Here is a 16,886-nt window from a genome sequence, read left to right on the forward strand (position 1 = left end):
ACCGGCGATTTCCATACGCCGCCCCGCATGTCCGTACGTTCGGGGTGCCGCGCGATGACCTTCGACAGATGACGCCGGGACGGTGATAACCGCTTCTGACCCCGCCCCCCTGTAGGAGCGGCTGACCAGCCATTCGGCTGTTGAAGGCCAGCCGCGACTGAAAGGCCAAAACGATATTCGCCACGGATTGACGCGGATAAAGCGCTTTGTTGCTGTATCCGTGGGAATCCGCGTTGATCCGTGGCCTTGATCGGCTTCCCTGGGCGCGCGGTCGCGGCTGGCCTTCAACAGCCGAATGGCTGGTCAGCCGCTCCTACAGGGGGCTCCGGCGGTTCGCCGGGGTTGGGGGATGGGCGTGTATGCTCCGCCGCTGATCGCCACCCTGCCCTGCCCCATGACCCTGCTCCGTCGCTCGCGCCCGCTGTTGCTGCTGTGCTCCGCCCTGCTGCTGACCGCCTGCTTCGGCGACAACGCCAAACCCGCGCCACCGCCCGCCGTGGTCGCGCCGCCTCCGCCGGCGCCCAAGGTCCGCGTGGGCATCGCGCTGGGCGGCGGCGCGGCGAAGGGCTTCGCGCATATCGGCGTCATCAAGATGCTGGAAGCCAACGGCATCGAGCCGGTGGTCGTCTCCGGCACCAGCGCCGGCAGCGTGGTCGGCGCGCTGTACGCCAGCGGCATGGACCCGTTCCAGATGCAGAAGCAGGCCTTCGCGCTGGACGAGGCGAAGATCCGCGACGTGCGGCTGTTCTCCGGCGGGCTGGTGCAGGGGCTGAAGCTGCAGGACTACGTCAACGAGCTGGTCGGCAAGCGCAACATCCAGCAACTGAAGAAGCCGTTCGCCGCTGTCGCGACCCGACTGGAGACCGGCGAGCGCACGGTGTTCGTGCGCGGCAACACCGGCCAGGCGGTGCGCGCGTCCAGCAGCATCCCGGGCGTGTTCGAGCCGGTGGTGATCGGCCAGGCCAGCTACGTGGACGGCGGCGTGGTCAGCCCGGTGCCGGTGGATGCGGCGCGCGAACTGGGCGCGGATTTCGTCATCGCGGTGGACATCTCCACCAAGGCGCCGGGGACCAAGCCGGGCAGCATGCTGGGCATCGTCAACCAGTCCATCGCCATCATGGGCCAGCGGCTGGGCGAACAGGAACTGGGGCGCGCCGACATCGTCGTGCGCCCCAGGGTCAACGACATCGGTCCGGCCGACTTCCAGCAGAAGAACAACGCCATCCTGGAAGGCGAGCGCGCCGCGCTGGCGGCGATGCCGCAGATCAAGGCCAAGCTGGCCGAACTCCAGCACGCGCGCGACACCGCGCACGCGGCCAAGCATGCGCCACCCAAGCCGGACCCGCGCTGCCTGGAAGAACCCTCGCGCCTGGGCCGGCTGTTGGGCCGCGACGTGAAGTGCGATGCCGCGGGCCAACCGGCGAAGCAGTGAGGGACCAAGCTGCCGGGCCCTGCGCCCCCTGTAGGAGGGGCTTCAGCCCCGACCGTGGAATCGCATCATCATTGACATTGACGACACGCATGATGCTGCGGATCAAGACATCTCTCCCGTGCTCGCGTTCGTCCGCGGGACCCTTTGCTGGGAATTCTGTTTGGCTGCGTCGGGGCTGAAGCCCCTCCTACAGAAGCCCTCCTACATAGGCCCGGTGTCACGCCGTAACGCGCGCCAAATTCGCCCGGGCACGTCGTTCCAATGCATCGTGGAAATGCGGCGTGCTGTAGATCGCCGGCCGATCCAGGAAGCCCTTGAGGATCTCGCGCCGCTTGCGCCGGAACAGGAAGCCGGGCACGTACGCGTATTCCTTGCGGATCTGCCGTTCGTACTCGTCGAAGCGCGCGCGTTCGGCGCCGAGGATGGACAGGTCGATGTCGACCAGCAGCCGCTCGTCCCGCCCGACAGGCACCGCCGTGTGCCGCGTCGCCATGACCAGCGCATGCACGCGCGCGGCGGCATCGGGATCGACGCCGCCCGCCAGCAACGCTTCGCGCGCCCAGTCGGCACTGCGTTCCTCGTTGTCGTGCCGCTTCACCTCGTAGATGGCGTCGTGGAACCACAAGGCCATTTCCACTTCGTGCGGATGCGCGGCCAGGTGGCGCGCGGCATCGAATGCGGAGAGGCATTCCTGCAAGTGTTGCAGCGTGTGGTAGTGGCGCTGGGGCTCGGCATAGGCCGCCTTCAACCGTTCAAACAGCGCACCGCCCCCGCCCGTCGCGCCGATGCCGGGCCAGGCGCGCTGCCAGGATGCGCGGAGGATTTCCATGGCCAGAGTCTATGCCGAAAGAATGCCGTGGATCGTGGCTGCACCGAGCTTGCCGTCCACCAGTCTCCCTGTAGGAGCGGCTTCAGCCGCGACCGCGGACCGGGCCGGATTGGAACCGTCGTTCGTCATCTTCGCGCGCTGCGGCGCGGTCGCGGCTGAAGCCGCTCCTACAAGGGATGATCGCATTCGGACAGCAAAGCCCTGCCCTATCCGGCCTTCGCCAACCCATGCCCGCCCACCGGCACGGTTTCGACATGACTGTCGAAGCCGGCGATCAGCGGCCTCGCCTTCGCGATGGCCTGCTGTACCGCCGGCAACGTCAGCGAGGCCTTGTGGCTTTCCTGGTCGGTCCAGACTTCGGTGATCCAGATCGCGTCGGCGTCGGCGGGATCGTGAGCGACGACGTAGCTCAGGCAACCCGGCATCGGGCCGACGTCCTGCAACAGGATCGTCGCCAGCGCATCGCGCTGGCCGGGGACGGCTTTCATCTTTCCGATCAGTCCATACATGGCGGGTTCTCCTCCGGGGGCAGCAAGAAGGGGATGCGATGCCGCGGGCGCGGCGGCGGCCGCCACCGCGCCACCCAATGCCGCGACGATGCAACGACGGGACGGGTTCATGGCGTCGCGTCCATGCGATCGGCGGGATGGCGGATGCCATCGCTCACCGGCACGTCGGCGATCAGGAAGGGATCGACGCCATCCAGGCAACCGACGTTGTAGCCGTATTCCTGCGGATTGGAGCGGCGCCGGTGATGGGTGTAGATGCCGCAGACCGAGCAGAAGAAATGCTGCGCCGTGTGCGTGTTGAACGTGTAGCGGGTCAGGACCTCGCGTCCCTGCACCATGGTCAGGTCCGGCAATGGCACGGAAGCGACCACCGCGCCCTTGCGCCGGCAGATCGAGCAATCGCAACGGCGTGGATCGACGATGCCGTCGGGCAAGGCCAGTTCCAGCACCACGGCCCCGCAATGGCAGCGCGCGCGGTGCACGGGCTGGATCACGGTATCGCCCACCTGCCGGATCATGCGGACCTCCATCGCCTTCCCGGGTCCGCGTTGTACCACGGGGCGAGGGCAGCCGCTGTGCGGCGTTGTCCTCGATGCGCCGCCGGTCAGCCCTTCGGCAGCGGCAACCCGCCGAAGGTCTTCACCGCGCGCAGCACGAAGCTGGAATTGACGTCGGCCACGCCGCTGGCGTTGAGCAGCTTGTCCAGCAGGAACCGCGAGAAGTGCTCCAGGTCCTGCACCACCACGTGCAGCAGGTAGTCCATGTCGCCGGTCAGCGCATAGCAGGCCACCACTTCGTCCCAGCCCTGCACGGCGTCGCCGAAGTGGTCGATGCTGGTCTGGCCGTGCTTCTCCAGCTGCACGCGGACGAAGGCCTGCAGGCCCAGGCCGACGGCCTTGGGCTCGACCCGGGCGGAATAGCCGGCGATCACCCCCGCCGCCTCCAGCCGCTGGATGCGGCGCAGGCAGGCGGACGGGGACAGGTTCACCTGCGCGGCGATGTCGGTGTTGGCCGCCCGGCCCTCGCGCTGCAGCAGGGCCAGCAGGCGCAGGTCGGTGCGGTCCAACGGCAGGGATGCAGGCATTTAATGTTCACATAACAATGTTTGCGCAACATTATTGCGCCGAGAGGGCCGTGATGCGCAACTTCGCAACCCTGTTGCGCCGATGAGCGGCTAGCATCGATCCGTCCGATCCCGCCCCGTCCGGAGAGCCCCATGAACGAGCCGCGCCGCGTCGAGCACCAGCAGACCGACAAGGGCTACGTGCCGGTCTACACGACCGCCATCGTGGAGCAGCCCGCGGACTACCCCGCCGCCGACCACGACACCTGGGGCACGCTGTACGAACGCCAGCGCGCGCTGCTGGTGGGCCGCGCCTGCGACGAGTTCCTGCAGGCGCAGGACGCCATGGGCATGAGCCCGGACCGCATCCCGCGCTTTTCCGAACTCAACCAGGTGCTGGGCGCCACGACCGGCTGGCAATTGATCGGCGTGGAAGGCCTGCTGCCGGAACTGGAGTTCTTCGACCATCTGGCCCATCGCCGTTTCCCGGTCACCTGGTGGATCCGTCGGCCGGACCAGATCGACTACATCGCCGAACCGGACCTGTTCCACGACCTGTTCGGCCACGTGCCGCTGCTGATGAACCCGGTGTTCGCCGACTACATGGAAGCGTACGGCAAGGGCGGGGTGAAGGCTCACGACATCAATGCCGATGCGCTGCAGTACCTCACGCGGCTGTACTGGTACACGGTGGAGTTCGGCCTGATCGACACCCCTGAGGGCCTGCGCATCTACGGCGCCGGCATCCTGTCGTCGAAAAGCGAGTCGCTGTACTCGCTGGAGTCGGAGGCGCCCAACCGGATCGGCTTCGACCTGGAGCGGATCATGCGCACGCGCTACCGCATCGACACCTACCAGAAGACCTACTTCGTCATCGACAGCTTCGAGCAGTTGATGGCCGCCACCGCGCCGGACTTCACCCCGATCTACGCGCGCCTGACCGAGCAGGACGCGATCCCGGCCGGCGACGTGCGCGAGGGCGACACGGTGTTCACCCGCGGCACCGGCGAAGGCTGGGCCACCGACGGCGACGTCTAGGTCGCGGGCTTACTTCACGTACTGCTGCCAGGGCACCGGCGCCCAGGGGTGGATCCGGTAGTGGAACACGCCCTCGGACACGGCCGGGTCTGCCTTGATCAGCGCTTCGGCCTCGGCCGCATTGGCCACGGTCAGCACGATGGCGGCGCCGGAATCGTCCGGGAACGAGCCGGACCTTGCGGACAATGAAGCAAGCGTGCCGCGAGCCACGCGATGTGGCTGTGCCGATCTTGCGTGTACGTTCGACCGCCATCGCCGGAATGCCGGAATGCCGGAATGCCGGAATGCCGAATGGTGGCGATGCCTGAGTTCCTGTAGGAGCGGCTTCAGCCGCGACCAGAGAACCAAAAAAGCTCCGTTACCGATCAAAGTGAATGAACGCGGATCAAAGCAGGAGCTTCATCCGCCATTGTCCGCCTTGATCCGTGTCTAATGCTTTTCGGCCATTCCCGGTCGCGGCTTCAGCCGCTCCTACAAGGGTGAGGCGGGTGCTTTAGAATCGCGGCGATCCCCCAGCCTCCGCACCCGATGACACGTCGCCTCCCTGTATTGCTGGCGCTGCTCGCGCTGCTGCCGCTTTCCGCCACCGCCCTGGCCCGCAACTGCGCCATCGCCATCGAAGCCGATGACCTGATGACGTTCAACCTGAAGACGATCCGCGTACCCGGCGATTGCGTGCAGCTGCGGGTGACGCTGAAGCATGTCGGCCGCATGCCGGCCACGGCGATGGGGCACAACTGGGTGCTGGCCGAGACGCGCCACCACCGCGACCTGGGCCTGGCCGGCGGGCGCATGAAGATCGCCGATGCCTACCTGCCGCGCGACGACGCGCGCGTGATCGCGCATACGCCGGTGATCGGCGGCGGCCAGTCGGTGGACGTGGTGTTCCCCACCTCGCGCCTGCGCAAGGGCGGCGACTACACCTATTTCTGCTCGTTCCCCGGCCACTGGAACATGATGAAAGGCCGGCTGGTGTTCGAATGAACACGCCGCGCACGCTCACCGGCGCCATCGCATTCGCGCTGCTGGGACTGGCGGCGACGGCGGAGGCGCAATCCGGCGCCGACGCGCGCACGCTGGACCGCGTGGTGGTCGAGGCCACGCGCCTGCGCGGCGTCGATGGCTTCGACACCCCGGCGTCGGTGACGCGCATCGACCTGGGCGAAGAAGCGAGCGGGGCGAACGTGCAGGCCTCCGAACGCCTGGGCGGCGTGCCGGGCCTGCTGGCGCGCGAACGGCAGAATCTTGCGCAGGACACGCAGCTGTCGATCCGCGGCTTCGGCGCGCGTTCCACCTTCGGCGTGCGCGGCGTGCGGCTGTACGCCGACGGCATTCCCGCCACGCTGCCGGACGGGCAGGGCCAGCTGTCGCACTTCAACCTGGCCGCGGGCGATCGCATCGAGGTGATGCGCGGCCCGTTCTCCGCGTTGTACGGCAATTCCTCGGGCGGTGTCGTGCGGATCACCAGCGCGGAAGGCGTGCAGCCCGCTCGGGTCGATGCGCGCATCACCGCCGGCAGCGACGACAGCATCGGCGCTTCCGCGCGCTGGCTGGGCCGCGCGGGCAGGGTGGGGTTCAACCTCGCCGCCGGCGTGTTCGACACGCAGGGCTATCGCGACCACAGCGCGGCACGGCGCGAATCGGCCAATGCGCGCATCGACATCGACACGCGCGGCGACGACCGGCTGACGCTGGTCTTCAACCACGTGGACATTCCGCAGGCGCAGGATCCACTGGGCCTGACGCGCGAACAGGCCGACGCCGATCCGCGCCAGGCCGTCGCGGTGGCGCGGCAGTTCGACACCCGCAAGTCGGTGTCGCAGCAGCAGGGCGGCGCGACGTACGCCTGGCGCCCGTCCGCGGCGCACGAGGTCGCGCTGTCCACGTATGGCGGGCAACGCGAAGTCGAACAGTTCCTGGCGCTGCCGGCGGCGGCGCAGGGCAACCCTCTCAATTCCGGCGGCGTGATCGACCTGGACAACGACTACGCCGGTGCCGACCTGCGCTGGGCGTGGCAGAGCGAATGGGCGGGACGCCCGGCCGAATGGACGCTGGGCGCCAACACGGACCGGATGCGCCAGCACCGGCGCGGCTTCGAGAACTTCGTCGGCGACACGCTGGGCGTGCGCGGTCGGCTGCGCCGCGACGAGCGCAACCGCGTCGACAACCGCGACCAGTACGCGCAGGCGTGGTGGCAGGCCTCGCCGCGCTGGTCGCTGCTGGCGGGCGCGCGGCGCAGCGAAGTGCGGTTCCGTTCCGACGACCGCTACGTCACCGCGCAGAACCCCGACGACAGCGGCCGCGTGGCCTATCGCGAAACGACGCCGGTGGCGGGCGTGGTGTTCCATGCCGACGACGATCTCCGCCTGTATGCCTCGGCGGGGCGCGGCTTCGAGACGCCGACGTTCAACGAACTGGGCTACCGCGCCGATGGCGGCGCGGGCCTAGCGCTGGACCTGCGCCCCGCGGTCAGCCGCAACTTCGAAACCGGCCTGAAGTGGCGGACCGGCGACGGCATGCGGCTGGAAGCCGCGCTGTTCCGCGCCGACACCGACGACGAACTCGCCGTCGCCAGCAACGTGGGCGGGCGCAGCACCTACCGCAATGCCGGCCGGACGCGCCGGCAGGGCCTGGAAGCCTCGCTGGAGGCGCCGTTGCGCGGGGAAGGGCGCTGGCAACTGGCCTACACGCGGTTGCAGGCCGAATTCCGCGATGCGTTCCTGGTCTGCGCGCGCAGCGGCTGCACGGTGCCGGACACGCCGGTCGCCGCCGGCACGCGCATTCCCGGCGTGCCGCGCGACCAGGCGTTCGCGCGCCTCGAATGGCCGGTCGCCGCATGGCGTGCGGCGGCCGAGGCGGTGGCCGTCGGCGCCGTCGGCGTCAACGACCTGGGCACCGAATCGGCGCCCGGCTACGCGCTGCTGCACCTGGAACTGTCGCGGCGCTGGGTGCTGCGCGGAAGCACGCTGCGCGCGTTCACGCGGATCGACAACGCGCTGGACCACCGCTACCTCGGTTCGGTGATCGTCAACGAAGGCAATGGCCGTTTCTACGAACCGGGGCCGGACCGCAGCTGGTTGCTGGGCCTGGAGTGGAACCTGCGCTGACCGGAATCGTCCTTGGCCGATACGAAGCCATGTTGACGGTCACCATCAACACATTCGCCGTCCGCCGGTTTTAGACCATCGTTTGCCGCCGGTAACGCGTGCGTCCGGTAGCATGTCGGTCTGCCACGCGCCCCGCGGCGCGCAGCGCCACTTTCACAGCAGACGGCACGCCATGAATACCGACTACCGCAAACCGCTTCCCGGCACGGACCTGGACTATTTCGACGCGCGCGCCGCGGTCGACGACATCCAGCCGGGCGCGTGGGACACGCTGCCGTACACCTCGCGCGTATACGCCGAGAACCTGGTGCGCCGCTGCGATCCGGATACGTTGACCGAGTCGCTCAAGCAATTGATCGAACGCCGCCGCGACCGCGACTTCCCGTGGTTCCCGGCGCGCGTGGTCTGCCACGACATCCTCGGCCAGACCGCGCTGGTGGATTTGGCCGGCCTGCGCGACGCCATCGCCGACCAGGGCGGCGATCCGGCGCAGGTGAACCCGGTGGTGCCGGTGCAGCTGATCGTGGACCACTCGCTGGCGGTGGAATGCGGCGGCTACGACCCGGACGCGTTCACCAAGAACCGCGCCATCGAGGATCGCCGCAACGAGGACCGCTTCCATTTCATTGACTGGACCAAGCTCGCGTTCAAGAACGTGGACGTTATCCCGCCGGGCAACGGGATCATGCACCAGATCAACCTGGAGAAGATGTCGCCGGTGATCTACGTGCAGGACGGCGTGGCGTTCCCCGACACCTGCGTGGGCACCGACAGCCACACGCCGCACGTGGACGCGCTGGGCGTGATCGCCGTCGGCGTGGGCGGGCTGGAGGCGGAGAACGTCATGCTCGGCCGCGCGTCGTGGATGCGCCTGCCGGACATCGTCGGCGTGGAGTTGAGCGGCAAGCCGCAGCCCGGCATCACCGCCACCGACATCGTGCTGGCGCTGACCGAATTCCTGCGCCAGTCCAAGGTCGTCGGCGCGTACCTGGAGTTCCGCGGCGAAGGCGCGGCGGCGCTGACCATCGGCGACCGCGCGACGATCTCCAACATGGCGCCGGAGTACGGCGCGACCGCCGCGATGTTCTTCATCGACGACAACACGCTGGACTACCTGCGCCTGACCGGCCGCACCGACGAGCAGGTCGCGCTGGTGGAGAACTACGCGAAGACCGCCGGCCTGTGGGCCGACGCGCTGGCCCACGCGCAGTACGAACGAACGCTGCGTTTCGACCTGTCCACGGTCGTGCGCAACATGGCCGGCCCGTCGAATCCGCACAAGCGTCTGCCGACTTCGGCGCTGGCCGAGCGCGGCATCGCCGACGAGGCCAAGCTGGAAGCCGGCAAGGCCGAGGAAGCGCAGGGCCTGATGCCCGACGGCGCGGTCATCATCGCCGCGATCACCAGCTGCACCAACACCAGCAACCCGCGCAACGTCATCGCCGCCGCGCTGCTGGCGCGCAACGCCAACGCGAAGGGACTGGTGCGCAAGCCATGGGTGAAGACTTCGCTGGCCCCCGGCTCCAAGGCCGTGCAGCTGTACCTGGAGGAATCCGGATTGATGCCGGAACTGGAGAAGCTCGGCTTCGGCATCGTCGGCTTTGCCTGCACCACCTGCAACGGCATGAGCGGCGCGCTGGACCCGGCGATCCAGCAGGAGATCATCGACCGCGACCTGTACGCCACCGCCGTGCTGTCGGGCAACCGCAACTTCGACGGCCGCATCCATCCGTACGCCAAGCAGGCCTTCCTGGCCTCGCCGCCGCTGGTGATCGCCTACGCCATCGCCGGTACCATCCGCTTCGACATCGAGAAGGACACGCTCGGCTACGACAGCGAGGGCAACGCCGTCACGCTGAAGGATCTCTGGCCGAGCGACGAGGAGATCGACGCGATCGTGAAACGGAGCGTCAAGCCCGAGCAGTTCCGCAAGGTCTATGGGCCGATGTTCAACATCCGCGTCGAGCATGGCGGCAAAGTGGAGCCCTTGTATGCGTGGCGCCCGCAGAGCACCTACATCCGCCGTCCGCCGTACTGGGAAGGCGCACTGGCCGGCGAGCGCACGCTGCGCGGCATGCGTCCGCTGGCGGTGCTGCCGGACAACATCACCACCGACCACCTGTCGCCGTCCAACGCGATCCTGCCGGACAGCGCCGCCGGCGAGTACCTGGCGAAGATGGGCCTGCCGGAAGAGGACTTCAATTCCTACGCGACCCATCGCGGCGACCACCTGACCGCGCAGCGCGCGACCTTCGCCAACCCGAAACTGATCAACGAGATGGCGGTGGTCGATGGGCAGGTGAAGCAGGGCTCGCTGGCGCGCATCGAGCCGGAAGGACGGGTCGTGCGCATGTGGGAGGCCATCGAGACCTACATGCAGCGCAAGCAGCCGCTGATCATCGTCGCCGGCGCCGACTACGGGCAGGGCAGCTCGCGCGACTGGGCCGCCAAGGGCGTGCGCCTGGCCGGCGTGGAGGCCATCGTCGCCGAGGGCTTCGAGCGCATCCACCGCACCAACCTGATCGGCATGGGCGTGCTGCCGCTGGAGTTCAAGCCGGGCACCGACCGCAAGACGCTGGGCATCGACGGTACCGAGACCTTCGACGTGGTGGGCGAACGCACGCCGCGCGCGGACCTGACGCTGGTGATCCACCGCAGGGATGGCGAGCGGGTCGAAGTGCCGGTGACCTGCCGGCTGGATTCGGACGAGGAAGTCTCGATCTACGAGGCGGGTGGCGTATTGCAGCGTTTCGCACAGGATTTCCTCGAGTCGTCGAAAGTCGCCTGAGTCGTTCGTCGGTATCCCGTAAGTCCACCCAACAGGAGACCGATCATGTCCGACAACGCCACCGGCACCGTCCGCCTACACCGCGTACTGCGCGCGCCCGCCGAACGCGTCTACCGCGCCTTCCTCGACCCCGACGCGCTGGTGAAATGGCTGCCGCCGCACGGCTTCACCTGCAAGGTCCACCGCATGGACGCGCGCGTGGGCGGCGGCCACACGATGTCGTTCACCAACTTCGGCACCGGTTCCAGCCATTCCTTCGGCGGCACCTACGTCGAACTGGTACCGAACGAGCTGATCCGCTACACCGACCGGTTCGACGATCCCGGCCTGCCCGGCGAGATGCAGGTCACGGTGACCCTGAAGCAAGGCATCGCCGGCACCGAACTGCACATCGTGCAGGAAGGCATTCCGGCGGCGATCCCGGTGGAGTTCTGCTACCTGGGCTGGCAGGAGTCGCTGGCGTTGCTGGCGAACGTGGTGGAACCGGAGATTCCGGACGACGCATGATGCGCGCGCCGGCAACCAACGCAGCAAGGATGCTGCATGCCCCTCTCCCCTTGTGGGAGAGGGGAGAAGATCAACCCTGATACGAGTCCGTCCATGACCCACGCTCCCCAGATCCGCATCCCCGCCACCTACATGCGCGGCGGCACGTCCAAGGGCGTGTTCTTCCGCCTGGACGACCTGCCCGAACGCGCGCAGGTGCCCGGACCGGCGCGCGACGCGCTGCTGATGCGGGTGATCGGTTCGCCCGATCCGTACGGCAAGCATACCGACGGCATGGGCGGCGCCACGTCCAGCACCAGCAAGTGCGTGATCATCTCGAAGAGCACGCAGCCGGATCATGACGTGGATTACCTGTACGGGCAGGTCTCCATCGACACCGCGTTCGTGGACTGGAGCGGCAACTGCGGCAACCTCAGCACGGCGGTGGGGCCGTTCGCGATCGCCAACGGTTTCATCGATCCGGCGCGGCTGCCGAAGGACGGCACGTTCGCGGTCCGCGTGTGGCAGGCGAACATCGGCAAGACCATCGTCGTGCACGTCCCCATCGCGAACGGCGAGGTGCAGGAAACCGGCGACTTCGAGCTCGATGGCGTCACGTTCCCGGCGGCGGAGATCGTGCTGGAGTTCCTCGATCCGGCCGACGAGGGCGAAGGCCAGGGCGGCGGGGCCATGCTCCCCACCGGCAACCTCGTCGACGATCTGGAAGTGCCCGGCGTCGGCACGCTGAAGGCGACACTGATCGATGCCGGCATCCCGACCGTCTTCATCAACGCGGCCGACATCGGCTACACCGGCACGGAACTGCAGCCCGACATCAACGAGGACAAGGCCGCGCTGTCGCGGCTGGAGGCGATCCGCGTGGCCGGCGCGCTGCGGATGGGGTTGATCCGGACGCCGGAGGAAGCGGCCTCGCGCCAGCACACGCCCAAGGTCGCCTTCGTGGCACCGGCGACGACCTACACCGCGTCCAGCGGCAGGGTGATCGAGGCCGCCGGCATCGACCTCAACGTCCGCGCCCTGTCGATGGGCAAGCTGCACCACGCGATGATGGGCACGGCGGCAGTGGCCATCGGCACCGCCGCGGCGATTCCCGGCACGCTGGTCAACCTGGCCGCCGGGGGCGGCGAGCGTACGGCGGTGCGCTTCGGCCATCCCTCCGGCACGCTGCGGGTGGGCGCGGAAGCCAGGCACGTGGACGGCCAATGGACCGTCGCCAAGGCGATCATGAGCCGCAGCGCGCGCGTGCTGATGGAAGGCGCGGTGCGCGTCCCTGGCGACGCGTTCTGAGGCCGACACGCCGGCGGGCCACCTGCCGGAAGTCACCAGTTGCGCCGGAACCATTGCCTCTACCCGCGGGGCGACGCAGCATGGCCGCATGGACCAGGCCCTGAAACGACTGCGCGAACCGATGACCCTGGCGGGCGTGTTCACGCTCGCGGCGGTCTCACTCGGCCTGCGCTTCCTCCCGGCGCACCTGTTGCTGGCGGCGGTCGCGACACTGGTCGCTTTCGCCGTCGCCTTCCTGCTGCTGGCGATCGGCCCGGACGCCTGGCGGCGCACCAAACTGATCGCGCTCGCCGCGATGGCGGCGCTGGCCCTGCTGCTGGCCGCGTTGACGCCGCCACTGGGCGTGGCCCAGGTGCTGCTGGTGATCTGGGTCGCATGCGCGGTCAGCCTGCTGGAACCGCGCTGGGTGGTGGCGGCAATGCTGCCGCTCAACACCGCGTTCTATTTGCTGATGCTGCAAAGCGGCTTCGGCGCACCGTTGACGATGACGCTGATCAACCTGGGCTTCCAGTCGCTGGCCGGCCTGTGCGTGCATTACGCGCGCAGCGCCGAGGAGTCGCGCGACCGGCTGGCGCTGGTCAACGCCGATTTGCTAGCCACGCGCGCGTTGCTGGCCGACAGCACGCGCGACGCCGAACGACTGCGGCTGGCGCGCGAACTGCACGACGTGGCCGGCCACAAGCTCACCGCGATGAAGCTCAACCTGCGCGCACTGGCCAACGACCCCGCCTTCGCCCAGCGCGACGAGGTGAAGCTGGCCCACCAGCTGTCCACCGAACTGCTGGACGATATCCGCAACGTGGTGCAGGCGCTGCGCGATTCGCGCGGACTGGACCTGCAGACCGCATTGCGCGCACTGGCCGCGCCGCTGCCGCGCCCGGCGCTGTCGCTGCATATCGACGAAGGCGTCACCGTCACCGACCCGGCGGTGGCCGAAACCCTGGCCCGCATCGTGCAGGAAAGCCTGACCAACGCCGCGCGGCACGCCAATGCCGACACGCTCTTCGTCACCCTGGAAAAGGATCGCGACGCCCTGCACCTGCGCATCGAGGACGATGGACGACTGCAGGCCGGGATGGTCGAGGGCAACGGCCTGTCGGGCATCCGCGAGCGCGTGGCCGCCGTGCACGGCGAACTGCGGCTGGAGGCCTCGCCGCGCGGCAGCCTGCGCCTGGACGTGAGGCTGCCGGCATGACGGTGCGCGTGGCCCTGGCCGACGACCAGGCGCTGGTGCGCGCCGGCCTGCGCGCGTTGCTGGGCCAGCAGCAGGTGGAGGTGGCGTTCGAGGCCGAGGACGGCGGGGACCTCCTGGCGAAGCTGGCCGCACAGCCGGTGGACGTGGTGCTCAGCGATATCCGCATGCCGGGCGTGGACGGCATCGAAGCGCTGGTGCGGCTGCGCGAGCGCGGCGACCGCACGCCGGTGTTGCTGCTCACCACGTTCGACGACAGCGACCTGCTGTTGCGCGCGACCGAGGCCGGCGCGCAGGGCTTCCTGCTGAAGGACGCCGCGCCGGAAGACCTGCGCGATGCGATTCGGCGCGTGGCCTCCGGCGAAACGCTGCTGCAGCCGGTCAGCACCGACCCGGTGCGCGCGCGCTTCCGCTTCCGCGACGAGGCGCCGCCCAGCGACACCTTCAGCGAACGCGAGGTGGCGATCCTGCGCCTGCTGGCCGGCGGTTATTCCAACAAGGAGATCGCGCGCACGCTGTTCCTCGCCGAAGGCACGGTGAAGAACTACGTCTCCACCATCCTGGACAAGCTGGGCACGCGCGACCGCACTCGCGCGGTATTGAAGGCGATCACGCTACGGATCATCTGATCCATACGAAATTCCGTAGGAGCGCCCCATGGGCGCGATGCCCTCTTCTGGCTGCGGCGAAAAAAAGCATCGCGCCCATGGGGCGCTCCTACAGGATCTTGATCTTGGCGATTACACCCACACCACCGCCACGCCCGCGACCAGCGCCGTCAGCAGGCCGGCCGACACGCGCAGCCCATAGGCGCTTCCGCCGCTGACCCAGGCGATCACCGATTTGGCGATCAGGCTGGCCGCCAGCAAGGCCAGCATCCACCAGCGGGCTTCCGCTGCTTCCAGCCCGCCGCGCGAGAACTGGGTGGCCAGCGCCGCCACCGCCGCATGCAGTTCGGCCGTCGCCGACAGGGCGGCCGCGGCCATCGCGCCGCGCGGCCCGATCCATGCCGCCAGGGCCGCCGCCACGAAGGTCAGCGCCGCCACCAGCAAGGCGAAACCCAGTGCCTGGCGGAAGCGGAACATGCGGCTTTCCGAAGTGGGCGGCTTCACCGTTTCGTCCCGGCCGGCGCGCAGGCCCAGCAGGCCCCCGATCAGCAGCACCGCGCCGATCGCACAGAGCTCGGGCAACAGGTCGGTCACCAGCGGCGGCGAAACCGCCCACAGCACCGGCACGCACAGGCTGAGCGATGCGAGGTTGGACAACAGCGCGGCCGCCACCGCCGACCGCATCAGCGCCGGAGTTTCCTTCGCCCGCTGCCCGAACCCGATCACCGCCGCGGTCGACGACACATAGCCGGCGAAGAAACCGGCCGCCGCCAGTCCCCAGCGGTTGCCGACGATGCGCAGCACGACGTGGCCCAGCGCGCTGACCGCCATCACCAGCACCACCAGCTTCCAGATCGTCGCCAGGTTGATGGCGTCGAACGGGCCGATGGCGCGGTCGGGCAGGATCGGCAGGATCACCAGCGCGGAAGCCAGCAGCAGCAGGCCATCGAAGACCTCGCGTTCGCTCAGCGTCTCGCGGGTCAGTTCGTGCAACGGCTTCTTGGCGTACAGCAACACCGCCACCACCACGGCCAGGCCGGTCGCCAGCGCGGGCATGCGCATGGCCAGGGCACCCAGCAGGAAGGTCACCACCAGCGTGACCTCGCTGGTCAAACCGGGATCGTCCTGGTGGGTGGCGCGATAGCTCATGGCCGCCAGCACGCCGGTCACGCCCAGTCCCACCAGCAGCACCGGCTGGCCCAGCCAGGCCGCCACCGCCGCGCCCAGCGCCACCAGCGCATGCGTGCGCAGCCCGGCGATGGCGTGCGCGCGGCCATGGGCGCGTTCGCGCACCAGGCCGATCAGCAGGCCCAGGCCCAGTGCCGAGGACAGGGCAAGCCATGTGTCGGGCGATGCTTCGTCCATTCCATCCTCCCGTGGAAGCTCGTCAGCATAGCGAATGGTCTTGCATTGGTCCCATCAACCCGGACAATGCGCGCACCCTTCGCCGTGGAACCCATCATGCCCGCTTCCGCTTCGCCCGCCATCTCGCTGAGCCGCTACCTGATCGAGGAGCAGCGCGCCGGCCGCATCAGTGCCGACCTGCGCCAGCTGATCGCGGTGGTCGCCCGCGCCTGCACCAGCATCGCCATCGCGGTCGGCAAGGGTGCGCTGGGCGGCGTGCTGGGCGACGCCGGTACCGGCAACGTGCAGGGCGAAGCGCAGAAGAAGCTGGACGTGCTGAGCAACGACATCCTGCTGGAAGCCAACGCCTGGGGCGGGCACCTGGCCGCGTGCGCATCGGAGGAAATGGACCACAGCCAGCCGATTCCCGACGCCTACCCGCGCGGTGGCTTCCTGCTGCTGTTCGACCCGCTGGACGGCAGTTCCAACATCGACGTCAACGTTTCGGTGGGCACCATTTTCTCGGTGCTGCGCTGCCCGGACGGCGCGGGCAAGCCCGGGGACGAACACTTCCTGCAACCGGGCCGCGACCAGGTCGCCGCCGGCTACTGCATCTACGGCCCCAGCACGATGCTGGTGCTGACCACCGGCCACGGCACCCACGCCTTTACCCTGGACCGCGAGCAGGGCGCGTTCCTGCTGACCCAGCGCGACATGCGCGTTCCCGAGGAGACCAAGGAATTCGCCATCAACGTCTCCAACCAGCGCCACTGGGAAGCGCCGATGCAGGCCTACGTCGCCGACCTGCTGGCCGGCAGCGAAGGCCCGCGCGGCAAGGACTTCAACACGCGCTGGATCGCCAGCATGGTGGCCGACGTGCATCGCATCCTGACCCGCGGCGGCATCTTCGTCTATCCCTGGGACAGGAAGGACCCGGGCAAGCCCGGCAAGCTGCGCCTGATGTACGAGGCCAACCCGATGGGCCTGCTGGTGGAACAGGCCGGCGGCGCCGCCAGCACCGGCCGCGAGGACATCCTGTCGCTGCAGCCCACGCAGTTGCACCAGCGCGTGCCGGTGTTCCTGGGGTCGAAGAAGGAAGTGGAGGCCGCGGTGAGATACCACCGCGACCACGACGCCGTGCGGGCGTGACGGCACCCCGGCGAAGCGACGCTAGAATCGGGC

General features: G+C 68.8%; 16 protein-coding genes. 10 read left to right on the plus strand and 6 right to left on the minus strand.

Annotated features, from left to right (window positions below):
• Positions 1–394 precede the first annotated feature (394 nt).
• On the plus strand, positions 395–1,432 hold the full coding sequence (locus tag AAD027_RS03535; RefSeq protein WP_341724618.1) for a patatin-like phospholipase family protein: 1,038 nt from the start codon (positions 395–397) through the stop codon (positions 1,430–1,432).
• Between the two features lie 217 nt (positions 1,433–1,649).
• Here the strand turns inward: AAD027_RS03535 and AAD027_RS03540 are convergent, their stop codons facing one another.
• From AAD027_RS03540 to AAD027_RS03555, 4 genes are all read right to left on the minus strand, one after another.
• The gene (locus tag AAD027_RS03540; RefSeq protein WP_341724619.1) at positions 1,650–2,261 is read right to left on the minus strand and encodes an HD domain-containing protein; all 612 of its coding nucleotides are present in this window, start codon (positions 2,259–2,261) and stop codon (positions 1,650–1,652) included.
• 206 nt (positions 2,262–2,467) lie between these two features.
• Positions 2,468–2,770 carry a putative quinol monooxygenase gene (locus AAD027_RS03545; protein WP_341724620.1) on the minus strand — a complete coding sequence of 101 codons (303 nt, stop codon included), beginning with the start codon at positions 2,768–2,770 and terminating at the stop codon, positions 2,468–2,470.
• Positions 2,771–2,877: 107 nt separating this feature from the next.
• Entirely contained in the window at positions 2,878–3,300 is a 423-nt protein-coding gene (locus AAD027_RS03550) for a GFA family protein (protein ID WP_425605374.1), read from the minus strand.
• 74 nt (positions 3,301–3,374) lie between these two features.
• A complete protein-coding gene (locus AAD027_RS03555) occupies positions 3,375–3,854 on the minus strand; it encodes an Lrp/AsnC family transcriptional regulator (protein WP_341724622.1) in 480 nt (159 codons plus the stop codon).
• 132 nt (positions 3,855–3,986) lie between these two features.
• Between AAD027_RS03555 and phhA the strand changes: the two genes are divergently transcribed.
• Positions 3,987–4,871, plus strand: a complete 885-nt coding sequence (gene phhA, locus AAD027_RS03560) for a phenylalanine 4-monooxygenase (protein WP_341724623.1) — start codon at positions 3,987–3,989, stop codon at positions 4,869–4,871.
• A 9-nt stretch (positions 4,872–4,880) separates the two neighbouring features.
• Here the strand turns inward: phhA and AAD027_RS03565 are convergent, their stop codons facing one another.
• Complete coding sequence (locus AAD027_RS03565; protein ID WP_341724624.1) at positions 4,881–5,057, minus strand: YciI family protein; 177 nt, start codon at positions 5,055–5,057, stop codon at positions 4,881–4,883.
• Positions 5,058–5,399: 342 nt separating this feature from the next.
• Here AAD027_RS03565 and azu point away from each other — a divergent pair, with 342 nt between their 5' ends.
• The 7 genes from azu (at position 5,400) to AAD027_RS03600 (ending at position 14,381) form a co-directional block, all read left to right on the plus strand.
• Positions 5,400–5,855: an azurin gene (gene azu, locus AAD027_RS03570; protein ID WP_341724625.1), complete on the plus strand. Its 456-nt coding sequence runs from the start codon at positions 5,400–5,402 to the stop codon at positions 5,853–5,855.
• On the plus strand, positions 5,852–7,978 hold the full coding sequence (locus AAD027_RS03575; protein ID WP_341724626.1) for a TonB-dependent receptor family protein: 2,127 nt from the start codon (positions 5,852–5,854) through the stop codon (positions 7,976–7,978). Before azu ends, AAD027_RS03575 begins: the two co-directional genes overlap by 4 nt.
• A gap of 172 nt (positions 7,979–8,150) precedes the next feature.
• Positions 8,151–10,766 (plus strand): Fe/S-dependent 2-methylisocitrate dehydratase AcnD, encoded by a 2,616-nt coding sequence (gene acnD / locus AAD027_RS03580; protein ID WP_341724627.1) that lies wholly within the window; start codon positions 8,151–8,153, stop codon positions 10,764–10,766.
• Between the two features lie 45 nt (positions 10,767–10,811).
• Positions 10,812–11,273 carry an SRPBCC family protein gene (locus tag AAD027_RS03585; RefSeq protein ID WP_341724628.1) on the plus strand — a complete coding sequence of 154 codons (462 nt, stop codon included), beginning with the start codon at positions 10,812–10,814 and terminating at the stop codon, positions 11,271–11,273.
• 93 nt (positions 11,274–11,366) lie between these two features.
• Positions 11,367–12,560 carry a 2-methylaconitate cis-trans isomerase PrpF gene (gene prpF / locus AAD027_RS03590; RefSeq protein ID WP_341724629.1) on the plus strand — a complete coding sequence of 398 codons (1,194 nt, stop codon included), beginning with the start codon at positions 11,367–11,369 and terminating at the stop codon, positions 12,558–12,560.
• 88 nt (positions 12,561–12,648) lie between these two features.
• A complete protein-coding gene (locus AAD027_RS03595) occupies positions 12,649–13,755 on the plus strand; it encodes a sensor histidine kinase (RefSeq protein ID WP_341724630.1) in 1,107 nt (368 codons plus the stop codon).
• Entirely contained in the window at positions 13,752–14,381 is a 630-nt protein-coding gene (locus AAD027_RS03600) for a response regulator transcription factor (protein ID WP_341724631.1), read from the plus strand. The genes AAD027_RS03595 and AAD027_RS03600 overlap by 4 nt, the downstream gene beginning before the upstream one ends.
• Before the next feature lie 111 nt (positions 14,382–14,492).
• Here AAD027_RS03600 and AAD027_RS03605 read toward each other — a convergent pair whose 3' ends face one another.
• Positions 14,493–15,725 carry an MgtC/SapB family protein gene (locus AAD027_RS03605; RefSeq protein WP_341724632.1) on the minus strand — a complete coding sequence of 411 codons (1,233 nt, stop codon included), beginning with the start codon at positions 15,723–15,725 and terminating at the stop codon, positions 14,493–14,495.
• 96 nt (positions 15,726–15,821) lie between these two features.
• Here AAD027_RS03605 and AAD027_RS03610 point away from each other — a divergent pair, with 96 nt between their 5' ends.
• Positions 15,822–16,853, plus strand: a complete 1,032-nt coding sequence (locus AAD027_RS03610; protein ID WP_341724633.1) for a class 1 fructose-bisphosphatase — start codon at positions 15,822–15,824, stop codon at positions 16,851–16,853.
• The last annotated feature ends 33 nt before the right edge of the window (positions 16,854–16,886 follow it).

Source organism: Pseudoxanthomonas putridarboris, assembly GCF_038321125.1.
Taxonomy (GTDB): domain Bacteria; phylum Pseudomonadota; class Gammaproteobacteria; order Xanthomonadales; family Xanthomonadaceae; genus Pseudoxanthomonas_A; species Pseudoxanthomonas_A putridarboris.